Source organism: Streptomyces sp. NPDC093510 (genome assembly GCF_040683555.1).
In the GTDB taxonomy this organism is placed as follows: Bacteria; Actinomycetota; Actinomycetes; order Streptomycetales; family Streptomycetaceae; genus Streptomyces.
The window spans coordinates 1-21,872 of sequence record NZ_JBFBEE010000029.1 but is presented as its reverse complement, the minus strand read 5'-3'; the positions used below and the strand labels follow the sequence as shown (position 1 = coordinate 21,872).

The 21,872-nt window shown below is 65.2% G+C and carries 7 protein-coding genes; 1 reads left to right on the top strand and 6 read right to left on the bottom strand.

What is annotated here, in order from left to right; genetic code table 11:
- Positions 1–485: 485 nt before the first annotated feature.
- From AB0N81_RS34375 to AB0N81_RS34355, 5 genes are all read right to left on the bottom strand, one after another.
- A complete protein-coding gene (locus tag AB0N81_RS34375) occupies positions 486–2,654 on the bottom strand; it encodes a UvrD-helicase domain-containing protein (protein ID WP_365365411.1) in 2,169 nt (722 codons plus the stop codon).
- Positions 2,654–9,253, bottom strand: a complete 6,600-nt coding sequence (locus tag AB0N81_RS34370) for a DEAD/DEAH box helicase (RefSeq protein WP_365365409.1) — start codon at positions 9,251–9,253, stop codon at positions 2,654–2,656. Before AB0N81_RS34370 ends, AB0N81_RS34375 begins: the two co-directional genes overlap by 1 nt.
- A 9-nt stretch (positions 9,254–9,262) precedes the next feature.
- Positions 9,263–14,167: a type II restriction endonuclease subunit M gene (locus AB0N81_RS34365; protein ID WP_365365407.1), complete on the bottom strand. Its 4,905-nt coding sequence runs from the start codon at positions 14,165–14,167 to the stop codon at positions 9,263–9,265.
- Positions 14,168–14,172: 5 nt separating this feature from the next.
- Positions 14,173–17,112, bottom strand: coding sequence for a DEAD/DEAH box helicase (locus tag AB0N81_RS34360; RefSeq protein WP_365365405.1), 2,940 nt, complete (start codon positions 17,110–17,112; stop codon positions 14,173–14,175).
- Positions 17,113–17,175: 63 nt separating this feature from the next.
- The gene (locus AB0N81_RS34355; RefSeq protein WP_365365403.1) at positions 17,176–18,291 is read right to left on the bottom strand and encodes a serine/threonine-protein kinase; all 1,116 of its coding nucleotides are present in this window, start codon (positions 18,289–18,291) and stop codon (positions 17,176–17,178) included.
- A 366-nt stretch (positions 18,292–18,657) separates the two neighbouring features.
- Here AB0N81_RS34355 and AB0N81_RS34350 point away from each other — a divergent pair, with 366 nt between their 5' ends.
- The gene (locus tag AB0N81_RS34350) at positions 18,658–19,146 is read left to right on the top strand and encodes a hypothetical protein (protein ID WP_365365401.1); all 489 of its coding nucleotides are present in this window, start codon (positions 18,658–18,660) and stop codon (positions 19,144–19,146) included.
- A 745-nt stretch (positions 19,147–19,891) separates the two neighbouring features.
- On the opposite strand, the gene AB0N81_RS34345 is transcribed toward AB0N81_RS34350, so the two are convergent.
- Positions 19,892–21,730 carry a GIY-YIG nuclease family protein gene (locus AB0N81_RS34345; protein ID WP_365365399.1) on the bottom strand — a complete coding sequence of 613 codons (1,839 nt, stop codon included), beginning with the start codon at positions 21,728–21,730 and terminating at the stop codon, positions 19,892–19,894.
- Positions 21,731–21,872 lie beyond the last annotated feature (142 nt).

Genomic DNA, 21,872 nt, shown 5'->3' with positions numbered 1-21,872 from the left:
GCCCCTGCCTCCCAGATGAACTGGGTAGCAGGGGCGGCTTCCATACGCCTGACGCCTCATCAGAAACTACAGCGAACGTGCGTCACACGTGCGTCACGTGCGTCGCCCGTGCGTCAAGATATCGCCCGTAACGCACACAACGCCCATAATGCACACCAGGCGAAACCGCAGGTCAGCGGCCCTTCTCGGCAGGCTCAAGGATCGCCACGCACTCCACATGATGCGTCATCGCGAAACAGGTAAATCAAAAACACGTGAATGTAGTGCCAGGTCAGCGCCGCGTTGGCGATAAACCCGGCATCTCGCCCGTGTGCGTTACGGGCGAAGCGGGCGTTGCGGGCGCGTAGCTGACGCATGACACGACGTCAGCTAAACAATGGTGCAGTCTACGAAACACCTCGCGCAGTATCCGGCGGCCGGCCTACCCGGGGTGGGTCCGCGGCCATGGACGGCTCGTTCACCTCTTCGTCAACGGGTTCGACTGTTCAAGCGGACGTCGCATTCTGTTGGCTGCCCGAGGCCAGGAAGACGCTACGGCTGCCGGACCACGTGATGGATAGCTGCTCCCGGGCGCGAGTTGCCGCTACGAATAGCAGCGACTGCTCGCGGCGCAGATCAGCGCCATGCTGCAGCTTGTCCTCACTCTCCGAAGCGAGCGCTGTCGGAAGCGGCATGTGTTGGGCGCCAACTCCAACAACCGCCACCGCGCGATACTCAAGCCCCTTGATGCGGTGCATGGTCATTACGTGCACGCCCTCGTCCGGATCGGGGACCCGGGAGTCCTCGACTTTCACAGCTGTCAGGCCAGCAACATGCATAGCCTGGAGTGCGCTATCGGCGACAGCGTGGGTTCGAGCCACAACGGCGATCTCATGCGGTTTGATCCCTTCCTGCTGCCATCCGCCGATGCGCTGTGCGAGGGCCTTCATCTCCGCCGCCGGGGTGGGGTAGTGCCGCGTTTCAGGGCGGGCCCCGGACAGGACGGACCGGTACCCGCGCAGCTGTTCGGGGTTTCCGTCCAGGTCGTCGAAGTCGGCGTTCTCCAGCAGGTTGAGGGAGGCCGTGAGGATCTGGCGGGTGGTGCGGTAGTTCAGGGTCAGCCGTCGGGAGCGTCCCCGGATGTTGATCCCGTGGGCGCTGAGGGCGGTTCGGTTGTCGTAGATGCGCTGGTGCGCGTCACCGACGATGAACAGGTCGTCATTGCCTTCTGGAACGAGGGCACGTAGCAGCTTCCAGTGGGCCGCATGTAGGTCCTGCGCTTCGTCAACGACGATGTGCCGGTAGGGCCGTTCATCGTCGGACCAGCCGGAGGCGATCCTGGCGGCCTGAGCGGCGAGCTGGATGACGCCTGCGGCCTTGTCGCGGTCGAGGCGGCGCTCGAATTCCTCGATGAGGGACCACACTTGGGCGCGTTCGGGTCGGTTGAGCCTGCGGCCTCGACCGGCTCTCCTGGCGGCGAAGTACTCGTCCCGGCTGCGAATGTCTTGGGCGAGGACTACTTGCTTCCACTCGGCGTCGAGGAAGCGGCCGTCGAAGTGCGGTGCGGAACTCTCCTGAGCCAGTTCGATCCAGCGGTTACGGATGTCGCTGTCCTTGAGCCGTGAGGGTGCTTCCGGGCCGAAGGTCTCTTTGACGGTGCCGTACGCCACCTTGTCGATGTTGCGGACGTCGACCTTGGCCAGCAGTGCCGTTCCTCCGAGGTCCTTGAGCTGGGACTTGAGGAGGCTGGCGAGGTTGGTGGTGAACGTGGTCATCAAGATGGCCTGGCCCGGGGGCAGCCGGTCGGCGAGCGCCTTGACGCGGTGCAGGGCCACCACCGTCTTGCCCGTGCCAGGGCCTCCTGTTACCCGTGCGGGTCCCTTGAACGGTGTTTTGCGTTCGGCCAGGTTCCGCTGAGCAGGGTGGAGGAAGATGCGCCAAGCGGAGAGCGGTTCGCTCAGGATGCGGCCGAACTCGGCGATGTCGCCGGTGACGACGAAGGCTTCCTTGGTGGCCGGGCGTTCCACGGCGGCCTCGTAGTCGTGGGGGTCCACGTCGTCCTCGGTGGCGGCCAGCGAGCTGACTTGGTCCCAGACGTCCTCGACAGACATGCCGTCGGCCAGGCACAGGATGACGTCGCGGGCCAGTTTCGGCAGTGTCTCTGCGATGCCCAGGACGGCGTCTTCGCTGTGAATTTCGCGCAGGGCCGGGATGATGGAGGCGTGGACGCCGAGTCGTTCGAAGTCGGCGTCGGAGACGTTCTTGAAGAGCGCCGGCCCGGGCTCGGTGGAGGTGCTGTCTGTCTTCTTCGCCTGGCCGCTGAGGGTGCCGTAGAGGCTGCCGAGGTTGATCAGTTCGATGCCGCCGGTGACCTTGTTGATGTCGAAGAGGATGTTCGCGGCGAAGTCGTAGGCGTCATCGTGGGGAAGGACCGCGACCAGGTAGTAGATGCGGTCGGCGTAGTGCATCAGGACGGCACGGTAGTTGTCGTTGACCCGTGCAGTGCGGACACGCTTGTCCTCGGCTCCCTTGGGGGGCTTGAGGTTGAGGCCGTTGGAGTCCGGGTTGCGCTGCATCTTCATGATGAACTGCAGGACGAGCGGTTGAACGGAGCCGTCCAGGGCGTCGTAGGACTTCCCGAATACGTCCGCCATGATCACCTTGGCACCGGACATCAGTTCCCCTCCAGCTTCTTGATGAGCTCTGGCACGTCCACGGCCCCGGCCTGGGCCACGTGCCAGCCCGCACTCGTGAATGCGGTATCGCGTGCCGCGTCGGCATCGATGAAGATGGCGACCTTCGCGTCCGGCCAGGCCAGCTCCGCCAGCAGTGCCTGATCGCCGTACTCATAGCCGACTTCGGGCACGGCGATGCCTCCCTCACGCGCTCGCTCTGCCACGACGGTGAGAAGGTCGCGCACCTGGGGCGAGGCCCATTCGAGGGCTTCCGCCCAGCCGGGCGCGAGAGCCGTGGGGGCTCCGGTCTTGGTCGGCAGGGCGCTGGTCAACAGGGCCACCGTGTGCGGGTCCACCTGGTCGCTGGTGGAGAGCGCGACTTGGTGGAAGGAGCGCGGTAGTTCGTCGCTAGGTGCGGGCTGGAGGAACTGCAGGAGGTTGGACCAGCGTAGCCAGTCCGCCCATCGGCTCTTGTGGCCGTCTCCGGTAATGGCTTCGCTTCGGTCATCGAGCAGGGCCAGGACGGACCAGGCGCGCATGTCCGGGCGCCGCCAGCGTGGTTCGGGTCGGCGGTCCAGGAGGCCGATGATGCGTGCGTGCCCGATGGTGCGGGCATCGATCCCGATCGTTTCCCCGGTTCCGGACGCGGGCGGCAGCCCAGTGCCGCGCAGGATGTCAGGGAGCGCTCGGCCGAGCTCGCCGCGGTCCACCGGCTGTGGCTGTGTCACGGCGCCGAAGCCTCCCAACAGACCGGCCGCGCGCCGGCTCCACTTGGCGCGGTCGGGGTCCGTGAGGAATTCCAGCAGCGTCTCGGCAGGGTTGCGCAGCACCGGGTCGAGCGTGTCGTCAGAGCGGGCCTCGCCGACCAGGACCTGGTGAATCTGGCGAGCCTTGGAAAGAGCCTCCTCCGCATGCAGCGGCGGGGCAGGGGTGCGCACCGGCTGCCCCTGGGCGGCGTGCTCGATGGCATTGGCCCAGGCCGTGACGTCGTCCCAGGTCAACTGCCAGACGAGGATCCCCTGGCTGCGCAGCGCCGCGCGTTTGGCTGCGTCGTCGGCGATGCGGTTGACCCGCTCGCTGGCATGGAAGGCAAACCCGTCGAGGAAGACGGCGACGCGTTCGGCCGGGCCATCGGTGCGTTCCAAGAGGAAGTCGGGCTCGCACGGCGGGGTCGTGTCCATGCGGACGTGGTCGCGCATGCGCCAGCGCGTGGTGTTGTCCTCGGACGTGAAGCGTAGTTCGTGTTCGATGCCGCGCTGGCCGGCCTTGGCCGCGACCGAGCCGTTCTCCTCCTTTCGGCGTCCCCAGGCGATGAGGGTGCGTACGAAGCGGTCTTCCAGTTCGCTGTCGACGAGCTGGTCGATGCGTACCCCGGACAGGGTGTCGACCCGCTCGACGGCCCAGTCCTTGAGGATCTCGTCCAGCAACTCCTTGGCGATGCGCAAGGAGACGTGCGGGTGTTCACTGCTGGAGACGAACGGCAGCAGGCACCGGTGGCAGGGGGTGCGCTGGTCTTCCTTATGGCAGGGACAGTCGCGCAACGCCGCCTGCGCCAGGCTAAGCACCCGGTGCAGCACCGTGGAGTCGGCGAGGTGCTCGAGGTAACCAGTGCCGCCGGGCATCGAGTCGTGCAGGACGAGGAAGCGCCGGCGCAGTTCCGGACTGTCCCCGGGCATGCTGTCGGGGGTCACTCGGATGTGGTCGGGGGCACCGCCGAAGTGCTTGGTGATGCCGAGCAGCAGGGCTGCCTTGAACGAGATGTACCGCTCGGGCAGCTCCAGAGTGGAGACGGGCAGCAGGATACGCAGCGCCTGTGTGGTCAGTTCGTGGGCCAGCAAGAGCTTCTCGGTCGGCTCGTGCCCCACGCCGTCGTCGCGGTGCGAGCACCAAAAGGAGTGACGGGTGCCGACACGTTGTGCCGACGGATCCCATGCCTGCGGATGGACACCCCGAACGGCCCCGCATTCGGGACAGGTGTCAAAGCCAGGCACTGGCCGCTCGTCGCCGTAGAAAAGGTGGGCGGATCCGGGTGCTGCCGACGGTCCCAGATTGATAGTGCGGATCGTGGCCACGCGGGCGAATTCCACGCCGAAGGGCGGAGCCTTCTCGCCGCTCTTGCTGACCCGGCGCCACGCCCTCAACCCTTGGTCCTGCTTCTTGTCGATGTCGACCAAGGTGATCGTGTCGAAGGGCCTGCGCTCCCGCTCGTCTCGTTCGTCGGTCAAACGCGCGTCCTCGCGCCGCTCCCGGGCAACGACCCGCTCGGGCACCAGCACCTGGTGCAGCGCCCCCGGGTCGGCAATGCGGGGCGTCGTGCACCGCGGGCAGGCGGTGAGGTCGAGGCCAGTCTCCTCGGTGGCGACGAACCCGCATTCGGGACAGAACCGCCAGTGTGCGTAGGTGTTCTCACCGGTCCCGCGGGCAGTGCCGAGGTCGAGCCCGTTGACGATGAACTTGTAGCCGTCGCTGTGGAAGAAGTTGCCGGGGGCCAGCTCGGTCAGCGCCATGCGGGATCCGCGGCCGTAGTCGGTAGAGGTCTCGTCGAACTCACCGTCGCTGTCGCGCCACCACAAGGTGGCATCCAGCACGGTCGCGTCGTCGTGGAGGGTGTAGTTGGGCAGCAACCCCAGCCGCACCAGCGCGTTGATCGAGTTCTCGGCGACGAGGTCGTCCCGGCGCTTGCGCACAGTGCGCTGTTCGGCAAACAGCTGCCGTCGCTGCTGGTCACGTTCCGGATCGCCGGACAATGAAGCAAGAGCGTCGAAGGCCCGCCCGATCTGCCGCATCCGCGCGCGCAAGGCGGCCACCCGCCTGTTCCACGCATTGGCGGCCGCGCCCACGGCCTCCTCAAGTCCCTGCTGCGCGAAGTGCTCCACGCCCTGGCGGGCCTGCCCGCTCATCGTGGGGAAGAGGCTGATGAACGCCTGGGACAAGTCGGCGTGGCGGGTGGTGGCGACATCGAGGAAGCGCCGGAACCATCCATCCGCGGCCAGGCCCTGCCCGAACAGCTCACCGATCCGTGGCGGCATGGGTCGTTCGGGGATCGAGGTGCCTTCCCACAGGCTCCGGTCGGCGGCGCGGTCGAAGAGGAACGCCAGGTATTGGCGACGCAGAATCTCCGAGGCATCCAGATAGCAGTCCGGCGGGATGATCCTGCCCGCCAGCATCTGCTCCGGGGTGTGCAGGTAGTAGTGGTTACGGGGCCCCCGTGGGACGAATGTGACCGCCATCGAATTGCCCGTACTGCGTCCCGCCCGGCCGATGCGCTGGGCGTAGTTGGCCGGGCCGGGCGGCATGGAGGCAAGCAGCACGGCGGACAAGTCGCCGATGTCGATGCCCAGTTCGAGGGTGGGCGTGCAGGTGAGCACGTTCGGGTCGAAGGCCGAGGGCCGGTTCTTGAACGCGGCCTCCACCTGCTCACGCCTCTCCCGGCTCAGGGCACCAGTGTGCTCGGCGGTGAGCACGTCGCCCGGGCGGTCCACGGTGTAGAGCCTGCGGTAGTAGTCGGAGCGGTAGTCGCGGTCGTCCTCGATGAACTGTCCTGCGCAGCGGAAGCGCAGGCACGGGGTGCCCAGCCACTGCTCGCGCCGCCCCGGCGGGACCGTCTGGCGCCAGGTGCACGTATCACACCGCACACCGCAGCCGTTGACCCCGTTCTCACCGTCCGAGGAGGAATCGTCGATGCGGTGCACGAGAACATGTCGGGGCTTGAGCGCATAGACCAGCCCGCCGCTTTCGGCGTGGTAGGTGGCCAGGATCTCCCGCTGGGCGAGCAGCTTCATGGCCAGCTCGGTGACGGCGCGTGCCTCGCGGCGGTCACAGCCGAGGGTGCGGTGCCCCCAATCGGCAAACCACGTGTTGTCCCGGGTCAGCGAGTCGAAACCGTGCGTGCGCGGACCGCCGGAAACGGGGAAGGACGGCGCGGCGATCCCGCGGGGGAAGGCCGACATACCGGTGGGTCGACCGCCCCAGATGGGCCAGCGCCTCGAACCCGCCTGGCGGATGTACTCCTGCAGCCAGGGGTGGAACAGCGCGCCGCGCAGCCGCAGCCTCTCTGCCAGGCCCCGCAGGAACACCTCGTAGGCGGAGTCGTCAGCCGGTAGCGAGATCTGTCCGGGCAACCGCTGATGCCGCTCCCTCAACTCGGCACACAGGCCCGCAAGTCCCTCCAGGTTCACCTCGGCAGCTGCCGTGCGGGTCAACTCCAGGGTGCGGCCCAGCCGGGAGCGCAGACCGAACTCCAGCAGCGTCTGGAAGACCAGGCGGCTGTGAAGCATGTCGGCGCCGGCGTCACTGAAGTCCTCCGACTCTTCCAGAAGCGTCCGGATGTCTGGGTTCTCGCGCAGGTCAGGGGGCACGATCGAAGCGAGTTCTTCTCGCTTTCCTCCACCGGCGGCCAGGACCACGGCCTCCGCTGCATCGGCCGCGAGATCGTGCACGGCGATCGGCTGTCCCACAGTGAGGTGCTTGGTCAGCAGACCGCGCAGGGTGAACCCGAAGCTGCGGTTGGCGATGAACGCGGCCCGGTGCGTGGCATCCTGCACCGCGTCCGTGAACACCAGCAGCTTGCGCTCGCTAGTGGCCAGTCCTCGCTCGGAGAACAGTTGTGTCGTGGTGACCGATGCGAGGGTCGCTGTGCCTGCACCGAGGAAGCGCATGCCGTCATCAAGTTCGCAGGACGGGCACCGTTCGTCGGCGCCAGCCGGCAACGGCCCGTGCGGTGTGATCACAGCGACGGAATCCTGCGCCGGGTTGGCCAGCAGCTGTTCGTTCTCCGCGTGCAGGTGCAGCACCGGGTACTCATCCGGGCGGGCCCGCAGCATCCAGCGCACCGGCCGTCGCTTCTGCACGGATGCCTTGTAGATCTCCAACGTATTCGTCTTGAGCTGCTGCCACTCCAGCTCGTTGGACAAAGCTGCCCAGCCGGAACGGCCGCAGTGACGGCAGTAAACCGCCGGTAGATGACGCCGGTAGGGAGGGCCCACCGGACGGCGCGACGTGTCGGCTCCCTCGCCGATCTCGCCGGCACTGTCGACCTCGGTCGGCTGGTAGATGGCCAGGTTGGCCGGGTTCGGCCGGGAGTCCCCGGTCGGGCCGTCGTCGTCGTACCAGCGGAAGTGCGGTTCAGCCGTGGCCGCCCGGATGACGCGCCGTACCTCACGCACCCACAACTGCGCCTCAACCCGCAAGAACGGGACCGGCTTTCCAGTGACCGGATGCGGAGCGCGGGCATGGGAGATCAGCGCGAGGATGCGCGCGAAGGCGAGTTCCAGCTCTCGGGGATCACTGCGGGCCGTCTGGTCCCACGCCGGCCCGCCGCCGCGCTGGGCGAATTCCCGTGCAATGTCGGGTACAGCGACCGGGGCATCACCGGCGACATCAAGAATGGCCTTGATCAGGATGTGCTGCTTGAGCTTGGCTCCGAGCGCCAGCGGGTCAGTGATCGCCTCCCCCAGCATCACGCGCGACAGCTCAGCCAAGGCCGCCTCGTCATCCAGCGGGTCGGCGACCTCGGCCAGAGCGGCCGGTGCCGGCGTCGGCAGCAAGAAGTCCGGCTCGTCCACGACTTGGCCCGGAAGCAACCGGTCCTCGCCAACCAGCGCCGCCTCCGGGAACTCAGTACCGAAAACCTTCTCCGCGAACTCCAGCAGCAACTCACGGTCAGACCGCTCAGGCCCCTCCAGTACCTGACCACCGGGCGCTCCCCCGCCCAGCGTCGCCGACGTCGCCACCGGCGTGATGTCCCCCAGCGGGCAGCCCTCGCGTGCAGAACCGGTCGCAGCACCCAAGCGGCGCAGCAGCATCGCCACATCGGTGCCCTGCGCACCGTCGTAGGTGTGGAACTCGTCAAGGACCACATAAGCCAAGGTGCCGGACTTCCACAGCGGCACGTCCGGGATCCGCTGCAGCAGCAAGTCCAGCATCTTGTAGTTCGTGAGCAGGATGTCCGGCGGATTCGCCCGGATCGCATCCCGATCGGTCATCAGCCTCTTGATGCCCGGGTCTTGCCCAAGCGGCGTCGATCCGGCGTCACGGCCGTACGAACCCGGCTCGTCATCCTCCCCAGCTGGCCGAGGACCTGACGCCCCACCGATGTAGATGCCAGCCGTGACATCCTTCAACGCCTCCTCGGAAGCGAGGTATTCGTCGATACGCCGGGCCTGGTCATCGGCCAGGGCATTCATCGGATACAGCAGCAGGGCCTTCACACCCTGCTGCCCAGCCGCCTTCGCCCGCGCGCAATGGTCGAGGATCGGCACGAGGAACGACTCGGTCTTGCCCGAGCCGGTGCCCGTGGTGACGATTGTCGGTTCCGGCTGGTGCCCTGCCTTGGATGACAACCGCCGCCACGCAGCAGCCTGATGGGTGTACGGCGTAAGGGCACGCGGGCTCCAGTCGAGTACCTTCTCCCAACCCTTCGGCGCCTCACGGAACGGGGTACGAACGCGCAAGTATGGGCCGCGGAACAGCCGGGATTCCGGCCGCTCCAGGAACGCATCCAGTTCCTCACGCACATCGTCGTCGGCCAGCGCGAAGCTCGTCGTCAGGTAGGTGGCAAGGGCACGCCGCAAATCCTCGGCAACCAGAGAAGGCAACATGACGGCGACTTACCTGCTCTCTACCAGCGCATCAGAGGCGGCCTGGTCATCAATCTGAGGTCCGCCAAGAAGGTTTCCATGGTCACCGTGCTCAGCGGCGTACGCGGCATAGTCCCCGTACTCGCCAGCAAGCAGCCGCGCCTTAAAATCCGCGTGCGCACGGGCCATTTCAGCTTCACGATTGGGCTTCACCCAACCTTCAGGGATGCTGGGGAGCAGGTCTCCCGCACGTGCAGCCTGCACCCAGGTTTTCACAATTTCACTTTCCCCCCGAGTTTGACGGATGCCTACGTTGTAGGAATGTGCGGTATCGGAAATTTTATGCCCGTCCGAAGCGAAGAAGCTTTCCCATTCGTACATGCGGACAGTATCGAATTGCGAACGGTACATAGCGTTTAGCTGCTCCGCACTCAAGCCGATCATAATCGCAGCAAGAGCATCTATCTCAACTAGCGCCCGCCGGCGGTCAAACTCAGTCCGCAGGGGCGTATTCATGGACCAATAAGGCTCAACGTCCTGAATCCGAACCCCTCGCTCGACAGGATTCGTCCACCTGTCTTGCATCCATCGCGCATCAAATAGCCTTTCCCAAAGCGGCCCGTACTCCTTCGTGAGGCAGTTGAGTCGCAGGGCACGGAGGAGGAGGGGGGTCGAGAGGGGGTGCTCGTGCGGCGCAGGGAATAGGCCGATCAGGTCGTCAGACAAGTTTCTCTTGCCGACCACCTTCACAAGATAATCATAGACGAGACTCGCCCAAAGGCCAGCAGTGGTGGCCGTGTCCCTTTCAGAAGGAAGCGCCATAGTGCAGGTGCCATCGGTGTGCGTTGGCCCCGGAGGAATAATGGCAGCATTGAGGGTGCGCTCTGTTGCAGGGTCGACCATTCGCCGCCATGCAAGGCGGAAATACTCTCTCGAGCTTCTCTCATCCCAGATTCCGGTATACAAATCGAACGTATCGCGATCACAATCGCGCAGGTAGTTCGTACGCGGAATTACACTCTCAGGAAGGTCCTCAAGAGACCACGGGGAATAGTCTCCCTTACTCCTGCAGTTCTCGTTGGGTTGCCTCGCATAGGGGTTCCCAACTGCAAGTTGAGGAGCTTGAAGGATTACCTCGCCCCACGACTCAGGAACGGAGGTGCGCCGAACCACGGGGCCGTCCTCTCGGACAGATGACGTCCACCAAAACCTGCCCCGCAACCGCTCCGGGAAGAGCGACAACTGCCGAATTGCATCATTCTCGTCAATCGTAAGGGGGCGAATCATGCGAGTATGCAGCTCGGGCGCCCCTTCATCCTCAATTAGATCCGACCACGACTTCAACATAGAAGCACGGACGCGAACGGCCCTTTTGGAGTGAGCCCGCAAGTCCCAGCCCCCGGACTCAAACTTACGCGCGGGCACCTCACCGCTACCGTCATGCTCGAGCGAATTTTCGGCAGTCGCCGGATGGAAAAGTCCGGCCATGCTGATGAAGTCAACAGAGGAAGGAGCGACATACACGTAGATTCCATAATCCCTCGTGTGCATGATTTCGAAGAGTTCCAGTTCATTCCTGAACTGGAAATGCCGACGCAATCGCCGATAGGACGAAGCACGAAGCGCTCCTCCCTTCGGATTCTTGAAATGAGTATCCGGATGAATCAGTCCGGATACCCCACGAGGGTGCGCATTCCGCCAGACTTGGTCGATAAAATTGAGGTACAGGTTATTCTGGTACCCGTCCAGGATTGGATGCTCAACCGAGGATCCAATATGAGCATTCATCCCTGCCCACGAGTTCAGATCTGCAAGGTATCGCTCACGGTTTCTCGCGACTCCCAGAGTTTCGCTTCGGCGTTGCGCGAATAGGCCAGCCGTCCCCTCCAGGATAAACCAAGGGTCATATTCCGCCAGAGCAAGCGGATCATCCCACTTTGGCTGGTGCCACGGAGGGTTGCCGACTTGCAGATCGTAACCTCCCCTTTCAAAAATATGCGCGAATTCGAGCTCCCAGTGAAAGAACCCCTCACGACGCGAAATCACATCGACCTCGCTCAGCCAAGGGAAGCGAACGGTCACCGTGAGCATGTCGGCACACTGAGACATGACACGATCGAAGTCGTCGTCGAGGGCAAGTTGCTCGAAGTCGCCGATGTCGGCAAACAGACCGAGCTTGTCGTCCAAGCCAGCCGCTACTCCACGCTTGCGAGCAGCACCACTTTTTACTTCTTTGGCTTTCGCCTTTGCTGGCGGTACGCCCAGAACGGCCTCGCAAAATTCGAGCCACTCCTCGAAGTTAGGTGGCTCAGGCGTGTTCGGCTGCCCTACGGGCCAGAACCAGAACGCGCACCAAGCATCCATGACCAGCTTCAAGCGTCCGCGCGGAGCGCCAGGCTGCTGCAGAGCTTGCTCAACCTGCTCGCGCGAGACCGCGCCGGACGACCGCGGCAAGGGACGTTCCGGATCGATCTCCCAGACGTCGACGTCCCGTCGGACCTCAGCCTCCGAAACGACTAGTCGGCGCTTAGCCAGTTCCCACAGCCGCTCGACGCGAGTGGCCAGCGCCAATAGCCGCTTCGTCGCCGTGACCGAAGGCGTAGCCGAGACCTTCCCGCGCCATTCCGCAAGTTGGTCACACTCACCCTCTACCAGTTCCTTCGCCTGCTTGGCACCAGCAACCGCACCCCAACCCTTCGCAGGAAGCAGGAAGTGGTGGATCTCCTCACCGGTACGGAAAGTACCCTCCTGCGCCCCTTCTTGGAGGGGACGCTCAGTCGGTGCAGCCGAAAGCCACGCCTTCCTCTTAAGTGCTTCCTTCGCGTACACCGCGCGCCGGGTACCGGTGAGCGAGTTGCCGCGTCGCAGGTGTAGACCGAACCATGGGGCCTTCAACCCTTCGTGCATCGCGTTGAGCCACAGGGACACTTCGGCCAGCTCTACGGCGGTCTGGTTGAGATCTACGCCGTACGAGTTGTGCAGGGCCAGGTACGCTTTGACCTTCTGTAGCTCCGCCTCGTAGCGGTCTGGAGAAAGCTGCACCTCCTGATCGCGCTCGACGGTCAGCTCAGCCATGCGGCGCTTGAGGTACTCGGCCGCGAGCTGATTGATTGCCTCGTTGAGGAAGGCTCCTGAGCCAAGCGCCGGCTCACAAATGGTCAGATCGAGGATGTCCCTAGCAGAAGTGATCTCACCATCCTGGTCGAGAAGCTCGGCCAGGGCATGCTTTACCGTGCTGCGGGTAAGGACTTCTGGGGTGTAGTACGAGGCAGAGCGCTGTCGTTCGCGGCCGGATAGGCGGTAGACGAACGAACCCTTCTTGTGCTCGACACGCTTCAATCTGCCGGTGATCGAGTCTGGTCGCTTAACGAAGACCCCATCGTCGTAGCTTTCGGCTTCACTCTGAGGGAGAACCCACGTGCCGGCCGTACCGTCGGAGTCTGGCTTGACGACCTCGAACAGGTCCTCTGCCGCGAAGAATCCGGTGTAAGACATGAGTCCCTCGTACACCGCACCGAGCTGGTTGATGCCGAGCTGGGCGTAGGAGATGAAGCCCTTGCCGTTCTTGCCGCGGCTGAGCATGAGCAGATTCAGTACCTGCCACAAGACTTCGTTGCGCAGGCGGGTGTCGACCTTCTCGCCGTCGATGCGCACGGTACCGATGAGAGGGGTGGCGTCGGCTTTGAACAGGTCACTGCGCAGCGATTCGAAGCGGATCCCGTTCGCGTCCAGCGCCTCGCGTTCGGCTGTGTCGCGGGTTTCCGCAGAGCGGTGTCCTTGGTCGACGAGTCGGAAGAGCAGGTCCAGGGATTCGTAGAAGTGAAAGCCGTCCCGGGATTCCTCGGGCAGGTCGTAGGAGACGAGCTCACCAAGTCGGCTGAGACCGTAGCCGTCCTGGTAGTCATCAGCCTTGGTTGGCAGGATGCCGAGTTCTGGTCGGGCTTCTGCGTACAGGAGGAACAGAATCCGGTAGAGGTAGCGCAGTGACTCGCGGGTGAGCCGGGTGGCGAGTTCGTTGCTGTCGCCGAGTGCGGCCGGATCTGCGGGGTGCGCATGGATCCGGTTCAGGATCTCTTTGGCGATGAGTTCGACGGACTCGCGCAGGCCCGCGCGTAGTTCTTTGGAGACGCCGACTGCGTGCTTGCGGCCGTTGTCGACCAGGCTGTCGAGGAATCCGGCGGCGCCGCCCTCAGTGAGGAGCGACTCGGCGCCGAACAGGGCGGAGATGGCCTCGAGTTCGCCGCCGTCAGCGGCCAAGTTGCGGTCGAGGGCCGCGTCTACGCTGACGCCGAGGAAGCGGCCTTCGTGCCAGGCGGTGCGGTCGGCGAGCAGCGCGGCGCCGCCGGCGAGCAGCAGGACGAAGCGGGGTGCGTAGGCGTCGTCGCTGCCGAAGAGGAAGGTGACGGCGTCGGCGGCGCTGGTGATCCGCTGTCGGCCGTCCAGCGCGATGGGGCTGAGGAGTTCGGCACCGTCGTCGTCGAGGTCGGCGACGATGAGCTCGGCGTTCGTGCTCCAGGTGACGTCCAGGGCAATGAGTTCGGTGCCGCCTGGTCCCTTGACGGCGAAGGCGACGGGCACCTCTCGGGCCTTGTCGGCGTGCAAAACCTCGATGGTGCCGCGCGGGACGCGGAGGTGTGTGTCGTCCCCTCGCTGTGGTGGCTGATCTTCGCGGCGTGTGTAGGCGAGGGCAGCGAGCAGAGTGTCGTTGAGGCTGCGCAGTGCGGAGCGGTCGGAGTCGCCCTTTTCGGTGATGCGGACCTTGGCCTTGAAGTAGTCGCGGCTCAGGTTTCGCATCCCGAAGCGGGAGGTGGGCTGTCCGGCCCGGTTGGCAGCGGTCCACCGCTTACGCAGGTCGATGAGGTCCTTGGAGAAGACCTCGGCGAGGTAGTGGGCGGAGATGTACTCGCCGCGGTTGACGATTGCTTCGAATGCCACGGCGGTCAGGCTCCCTGCTTCTTGCTTGTCCCGGCGGCCGACACCAGGACTCCGATCACGCGGACCATGGACTCGCCCTGGGTGGCCAGGTCCTCGATGAGCTGCTCGACCTCTATGGCCGTCTTCTCCACTCGCTGTTCCGCATCGTCACGGCGAAAGCCGAGTGTGAGCTGTTCGAAGGCGGTCTTGGTTGCCTTGCGCCACTCCTTGAGGCGCGTCTCGTACTCCACCAGTCGCTCGATGAGCGGCTCTTCTTGCGTGGCACGCAGCTCGGACAGATGACGGCGGGTGGCGGCGACAGCCGCCGGCACCAGGCCCCGCAGTCCCTCCAGGTCACCGCTGTAGGGGCGATTGACCATTCCGGGTTCCACGCCGGCGTCGTTGAGGACCCTGACCAGGTCGTCGTTGAACTCCGGGGTCCCGTGCTCCAGGCCGCTTACGCACGACCAGGCGAGGACCGTGGGGTGGCCCTTGGCGTTGGAGTACATGCCCTGCATCAGGAACACGGGTTCGTCGACTTTGGCTGTAATGACGGGCGCGGTGTTACGGGTGAGGCGGACCAGGACCTTGTCGGTCAGCCACTCCACCAGCGGGTGCTGGTCGGTGACGAAGCTGACGTCGGGCCATCCGGACGCCTCCCGCCGGGTCTGCTTGGTGGTGGCGCCCTTGGGCCGTTCACTGCTGCGTTCGCGGGCACGGTCGAGACGATCCTGCGCGAAGGCCAAGTCGAAGGTCACGCGGAGCTCTTCAAGTACGCCGCGCTCGTCGAGATAGGTCTGTGGAAGCACCAGCAGGCGTCGCTGCAGTTCATGGTCGGGGCGCAGGGAGAGCATCGCGGGATGATCCTCACCCCACGCTTTGCCCACCTTGGTCTGGGGATTTTCGTCGTAGACCTCATCGAGCGCCTCCTCCACGAAGGCGCGGGTCGAGGCGAACAGCTGGGGGACTCGGTAGTGCGCTCCCGACCCGTCGACCGTGTTGTGGGCCATGAAGAGGTCGAAGGGGTCTTCCGGCTGGGCGGGCACGATGTCGTCGAGGTTTCGGCCTTCGGCAAGTCCGGTCTTGATGGCGTTCTCCTCAGCATCCTCGTCCCGCAGGCCAAGGATGGAGGCGGCATCGCCCAGGGTGCGGTGCACCTCGTCCTCACGCTCGAGCAGTCGGCGGGAGACGAGCCGGTCCGCGGAGGGGACGTCGGGGTCCTCGTCCTGGCGCACCAGCAGCAGGGCGCGCATCTGCGGGTGCTGTTCTTGCCCGTAGCGGTCGATACGGCCGTTGCGCTGCTCGATGGTGATGAGCGACCAGGGCAGGTCGTAGTGGATCATCTGGTGGCATTGGCGGTGAAGGTTGACGCCCTCGGAGGCGATGTCCCCGGTGAGCAGGATTCGAAGGTCTGTGTCGGCCAGGCCGAAGTCCTTGACGGTGCGCTGCTGCTCATCGTCGGACAGGCCGCCGTGCAGCTGACGGACGGCTCCTGTCATCTGGTCCGCGCTTGCCTCGAAGCCGAGTTCTGCGGGAAGGGTCTCGTGGAGCATCTGCAGGGTCGCGCGCCGCTCGGAGAAGATGACGACTCGAGTCTCGGAGCCCGGGCCTACTTCCAGAGCCTTCAGCTCGGTCACCAGTCGGCTGAACTTGGCGGCAGGCGAACCCATGGCGTCAGCTGCCAGGTCGCCGAGTTTCACCAACGCCGCTCGTTCCGGGGTCCGTACTTCCTTCTTGTCCGGGTTCTCCTCGACGTCCTTGTCGATGGACGCGATGCGGTTGCCCACGGTCTCTCCCAAGGCGTGGGGTGAGGACAGGAATGCTTTGAGGAGGGTGTAGGGGAAGAGGCGGGCGCCCTTGCCGGTCACGGGAGCCGTCCGGCCGTCGCTGGGGTTGATCCAGACGTCGTAGAGCTCCTCGAAGATTCTCTGCTCGGGGTCACTCGCGGGGCAGTCGATCGCCTCGGGCTGCTTCCGGGTCTTCCACTTGTGGCCGATCTCCGCCGACACGTCTGGCGACATCTTGTGCCGGCGCACATACAGGTGCCCGAGCTGGGACTCGTCGTAGTTGCTGGTGTCGGGGATGGCGGTCGGGTCCAGAAGGCTCAGCAGCTCACCGAACGACTCCCGCTCACCGTTGTGCGGGGTGGCACTGGCCAGGATCATCGCGTCGGTCCTCGGGGCCAGCAGTCCCGCGAGCCGATTGTTCTTCGTGCCCTTGTTGATCAGCTTGTGGGACTCGTCGATCACCACAGCGTCCCAGGTCACCTGCATGAGGTGGCTGCGCCAACGATCGGAGCGCAGGGTGTCGATGGAGATGATCGCGCGCTTGTAATAGGAGAACGGGTTCCGGCCAGCCGGAATGTTGTTTCGGATGCGCTCGATGCCGGTGGAGTCCAGACGCACCAGGGGAATTGCGAAGCGCGTCCACAGTTCGTGCTGGAACTGTTCCAAGATGGCCTTGGGCGTCACTACCAGGATGCGCTCGCCCCGGCCGCGCCGGATGAGTTCCGACAGGAGGAGCCCGACTTCCAGCGTTTTACCCAGCCCGACCGCGTCCGCGATGAGGAGCCGCGGACGCAAACCGCGCAGCGCTGCCCTGGCAGGTTCTCGCTGGTAGGCGAGGTCGTCGACAAGGTGGGTGCCCACAGTCGCCAGCCGCTGCTCGGACAGCGGCAGCGGAGTCTTGCGGATCAGGGCATCGATGAACAGGCGTGAGCGTCGGCACTCCGGGGATCCGTCGACCACCAAGTCGGTGTCCTCGGGACGCAGCGGAGTGACCTTATCCAACGACTCGTGTGCGAAGAAGACAGCCCGCTGATCACGCACCAACGGAGAAATGCCCCGCACGTCCAGCCGCGTCCCGTCCGCGTCCGTATCAGCGGCCTCGACGACCAGCCAGTCCTCATCTCGGGCGCGCACCTGCATGCCCGGGGCGAACTTTGCCGTGCCCGTGACGCTGGTCACCAGGCTCTCTCCTTCACTCATGCTCACACTGCTTCGTCGTGCGCTCGCGCGCGGTCGGCGGCATCAGCCGCCGAAGTCGGAACGCCGGTCGCGGATCTTGCCCCGCCACCGGTCGGCCCACGGCTCTGCACCGCCACCTGATGCTGCCGCGGCTGCGGGTTCCGCAGACCCCGCCGGGGGCGGGAGAGGCGCCGACTCCGCCATGTCCGCCTCCGGCGCCGCAGGCGGCGCTGCCTCCGCCGGCGGAGAGCTGTCCGCCAGCAACACGTCGGCGAGGAACCCGTCCGGCAACGGCGGGCTGCTTAACGTCACGGCATCTTCCAGCAACCGGTCCATGGCTGCGGCAAGCACCATCTGTGCCGTGGGCCGGTCTTCAGGAGCGTAGGACAAGGCACCGACAATCATCTCCCGCAACCCCTCCGGAAGGCCGGAGAGGTCAGGAGCCGTGTCCAGCGTCCGCTGGAGATGCTGCTGAGCATAAAACGGTGGGTGCCCAGTCACAGCATGCACAATGGTCGCACCCAGGCTGTACACATCAGCTGGCTCGCTAGCTCTGCGGGAATCCCTCGCCTGCTCGGGCGCCATATAAGCGAGCGTGCCCACGGGGTACTCCCCCGAAGTCAGTCCCGTTGCGCCACTGACATGCGAAACCCCGAAGTCGATGACGCGCACACCAAGCCTCGTCACCATCACGTTGCTGGGCTTGAGATCGCGATGGAGCAGACGCACCGAGTGGATGTGCATCAATGCGTCAGCGATACTCGCAGCCAGCCACCAGCCCCCCAGCTCACGCACCGGGCCGTGCCGGTCGAGCAGGCGATCGAGCGAAGGCGCGGGGATGTACTCCGTCGCGATCCACGGCTGCTCAGCATCAGCATCGGCATCAACGAGCGCGGCTGTATGAAACCCGCCGACACGGCGGATCGCCTCCAGCTCCTGAGCGAAGCGCCGACGGAATGCCGGATCGTCCGCCAGCGCAGGTTGCACGACCTTGATTGCCACCGGGCGGGGGCTGCGATACCCGAGGTAAACGACCCCCATGGAACCCTGCCCGAGGCGCCCGACTAGCCGGAATCCCGAGATCTCGCGGGGATCCCTGCCCCGCAGCGGATCGACCACCCTCGCCCCCGTCCCGCGCGGGGGCGCCACAAGTAGCGCACGGCCCACGAACAACCACATGCCGACAACTTGAGGTTATCAGCGGGATCACGGCAGAACCGGCGCTCATCAAGATCATCTTCGGTGACGCTAGGGGTCCGCTCGGCTCTTGCACCCGCCCTCCTCGAAGACCATTCAGAGGAGCGACGGGGAACTTGGTATCGGCCTCCGATGACTCGGCGCCTACCGCATCCCCCACCACCCCATCAGGCGCCGCGCGCCGCGCCGTGACACGCATGGCCGACGATACTGATCTTGAACCATCTCAGTGGCGTCTGCCAGGCCGATGTTCAGCGAGGTTGAATGCCCGTCTACCAGCGCTGCAGGAGTGACAAGCGCAGCTTGCACTACCCCTGCCGGCAGACCCGGTGCGGGCACTCGTGGACCGTGCGCTATCGCGAGCCAAGCGGTGTCGGAGGGCGCCAACGCGAGTGGAGTTTCGAGAAGAAGTGGCAGGCAGATGCCTACGCCGCTCGTATCCAGCGGGACAAATACGAGGGTCTCTTCCTCGATCCACGACGCGGGCAGATCCCCTTGCGCGCCTTCGCCGAGCAGTGGCTGGAGCGCCAGGCGGTGAGCGAGTCCACCTACCGCAACTACGAGAGTTTTCTCCGCATCTATCTGCTTCCGCAGCTTGGAGAGCGGCCCTTGGCAGGGATCCAGCGTGGCGACACCGAAGTCTTCGTTGCTGCCCTGCGCCAAATCCTCGCCGCCAGCACGGTCCGCGACCGCATGAAGATGGTCTCGAGCCTCTTTGGAAGCGCCGTCAGGGACAAGCGGCGCCCCGATGACCCACCGAGGGCGTCAGACTCCCCCGCAGTGCATCCCCTGCGCTCGACGAGGACCTGCTGCCTACGTTGCCGGAAGTCGATCTGATCGCCGCGCATATCTCGCCGCACTACCGACTGACCGTGTACCTGCAAGCAGGAGCGGGACTACGCATCAGCGAGACCCTCGCGTTCACTGCCGACTGCTGCCGCGCGGAGTTCTTGCGGGTACGTCGGCAGGTCAGCTCCAAGGCGCACCGAGTGGACTGCGCAACGCGGTTCGTGCCGCTAAAGCACCGCACGGCCAAGGAGTACCGGGATGTTCCGCTGGCGCCCTTTCTTGCCCAGGAGATCGAAGCGCACCTGCGTATGTGGGAGACATCGACGGTGTCCGGCCATCAGGTGCTCTTCGCGCCCCGCCTTCGCGGCAAGGGCATCATGCCTACAGCCACGACGTACGCCTACCACTTCCGGAAGGCCCTCAGGGACGCAGGACTCGTCCACCCTGACGGTACGCCGCTGTACACGCCGCACTGCCTACGCCACTTCTTTGCCTCCACAGCCCTGGCAGCGGCGTTCCCGTTCACGAGGTCTCCCGTTGGCTGGGACATCGGTCGATCAAGACCACCGTGCACATCTACGGGCACCTCGTCCCCGCTTCCTGGGACCGCTGCCGCTCCATCATGCAGGCAGCGTTTCGCCCTCCAGGCCCCGACAGCGCAGGGCAACACGGCGCCAACCGAAGAGCCTACGCAGCGCCTACGGCCCCTCACATTTTTTAATCCGCCTTGACTTAGAAGGGGTGAGGAACCGGGCGCAGATAAGGCCGGTTCGAGGCGTCCAACGCACAGCGCTCAGGGGCTGCTCCTGCGACGTCGCTGGAGCTGGGGGAGCCAGTACTCGGGCGGCTGGGGGCTCGCGGCGGCTACCGCCCACCCGTCCGCCTCTTGAACGTTTCGGGGAGCCCAGGTCCTCGGCCGTCCTAGCCCGAGGACGTCCCTGACATGTGCTCCCATCGCATCAGGAAGGTCCCGATCGAGGTCGTTCAACAGGAGCGGAAGGCTGTGCGGGCCTCGCTGAGGGGCTGATGTCCGGTAGGTGATCTGGCAGAAAGCGTCCGCTTCGAAGACGGCTCCGCGGGCATCGGCCGGCCCCTCCTCGTCCGAGAACCAAATCAGCCGGTCACCTGCCACCAGGCGCTCCCTGCCATGGATCATGCCGTTCCGCACGGTGCCGTCTCTGTCGAGGAAGGGCACGGGGTCCTCGTATGCGTCAGTATCGTGGTCGCTGATTCCGGCCACATGCCCAGGGCTGAGCGTGGAGTGGATCTCCAGGAGATCGCCGTCCCCGTGGGCCATCCAGATATCGAGGACCTCAGCGGACGTATCGAGCAGGTGAGGGTACGCGGTGAGTGCAAACAGCTGTCCCGCTCTCAGGGGCAGGACGACCCGATCATCCGCGCGCAGTCGATGAATTTCGGGGATGGGCTTCCAGGTAGCGATGCCGGTGACCTCATTCTGGCAACGGCGGATCGCCTCGACGGCAGTCTCCAGGGAGACTCGAAAGAACTCTCGGCCTGCATTGACCCGCTGGGCGGTGAGGAGTCGGTGGACCGCCTGCTCAACGTCTTTGGGCTGGGAGGTGTGGGTCCTGAAGAGCACCTCGAAAGGGAAGGGAACCGATGTTCCCGACAGATCCTTGGCCCGGTCCTCCGCGAGGAGGTCCGTGTAGCCGATCTTGAGCATGCTCGGGAAGGCGGGGTTCCGTTGGACATATACAAATCCGGTCGTCCGGGGAGTGCCGCTCCTGGTCTGTCGCAGGCTGCCAGATTTCTGGTGCTTCTTGATGCCGCTGAAGAGTCCGGAGAGCGTGACTGGCGGGTCGGTCGACAACACTTCGACCCCACCATCGACGTGATGATGGGATGCGACGGTGATACAGCGTCCGTGTGCGAAGTGCTCGGCCTGCGCACGGCTCAGGCAACGCAGTGCCTCTTCGAGTGGTTCGATCCCCTCGTACCCGTCGCGGTCACAGGAGTGCGGCGCGTATCGGGCCAGTGCCTTGGTGGCGGCTTCGGTGATCAGCCTGGCGAGCTCCGGGCCGATGGGTGCGTAGACCGTGCCCAGGTGGGTGGACTCGATTTCGTCGTGCTCGTTGTCTGATTGGGCGTAGAGATCGATAGGCACTCCAGAGCGCTTCGCGATGAGGAGCAGCTCGCAGGCATGGCCGGGGTTGTCCAGGTCGAAGACGAAGTGGGCCTGCAGGCCGGGCATCTCTGTTCGGGGCTTGCGGCAAATGAGCAGGAGCCGGTTCTGCTGCTCGGGATCCCGTTCGAAACCGAGGGGTAGCACTCCCTCGGCGCATGCGGCGTGGGCGGCCTCTGCCTCTGCTGCGGTCCGGGCAACGATGTTCCACCAGGGCAGAGGGCCGAAGGTGCCGTGCACCGCCGCGGCACCGGGGACGAAGGAACTGCCGGGGTGAGACCGACGGAAGTCAAGGGCCTGCCCCAGGAAGGTCTGTACGCAGGCGGCCTCAACACGCTCTTGCCGTGTACGCACCCGCAGCATGTCGCGCTCAGATCCACTGAGGCAGCCAACCGCCTTCTCGAGCGTCTCGACCTGCTCATTGACCAGCTCCAAGGCGCGGGCGACCGCCGGCCGCAGCGGGTGAGTCTTCCGGAGCTGCCGGCCCATCTCCCGAAGACACCCCTTGGCCGCGGTGTAGTCGGCCGCATCTGCCCCCAGGGTCTTTGCGTGAAGTGATTTTGTCCGGTTTCATCCGGTGAGGCCGAGGAGGGTTAGGGGCCGACGGTAGTCGCGGGCCGCTCGCCTGAGG

Coding starts and splice junctions, on each gene's coding strand:
- AB0N81_RS34375 (WP_365365411.1), bottom strand. CDS start 2,654: ATGTCCGGTGCCAAGGTGATCATGGCGGACGTATTCGGGAAGTCCTAC.
- AB0N81_RS34370 (WP_365365409.1), bottom strand. CDS start 9,253: ATGTTGCCTTCTCTGGTTGCCGAGGATTTGCGGCGTGCCCTTGCCACC.
- AB0N81_RS34355 (WP_365365403.1), bottom strand. CDS start 18,291: ATGTGGTTGTTCGTGGGCCGTGCGCTACTTGTGGCGCCCCCGCGCGGG.
- AB0N81_RS34345 (WP_365365399.1), bottom strand. CDS start 21,730: ATGGGCCGGCAGCTCCGGAAGACTCACCCGCTGCGGCCGGCGGTCGCC.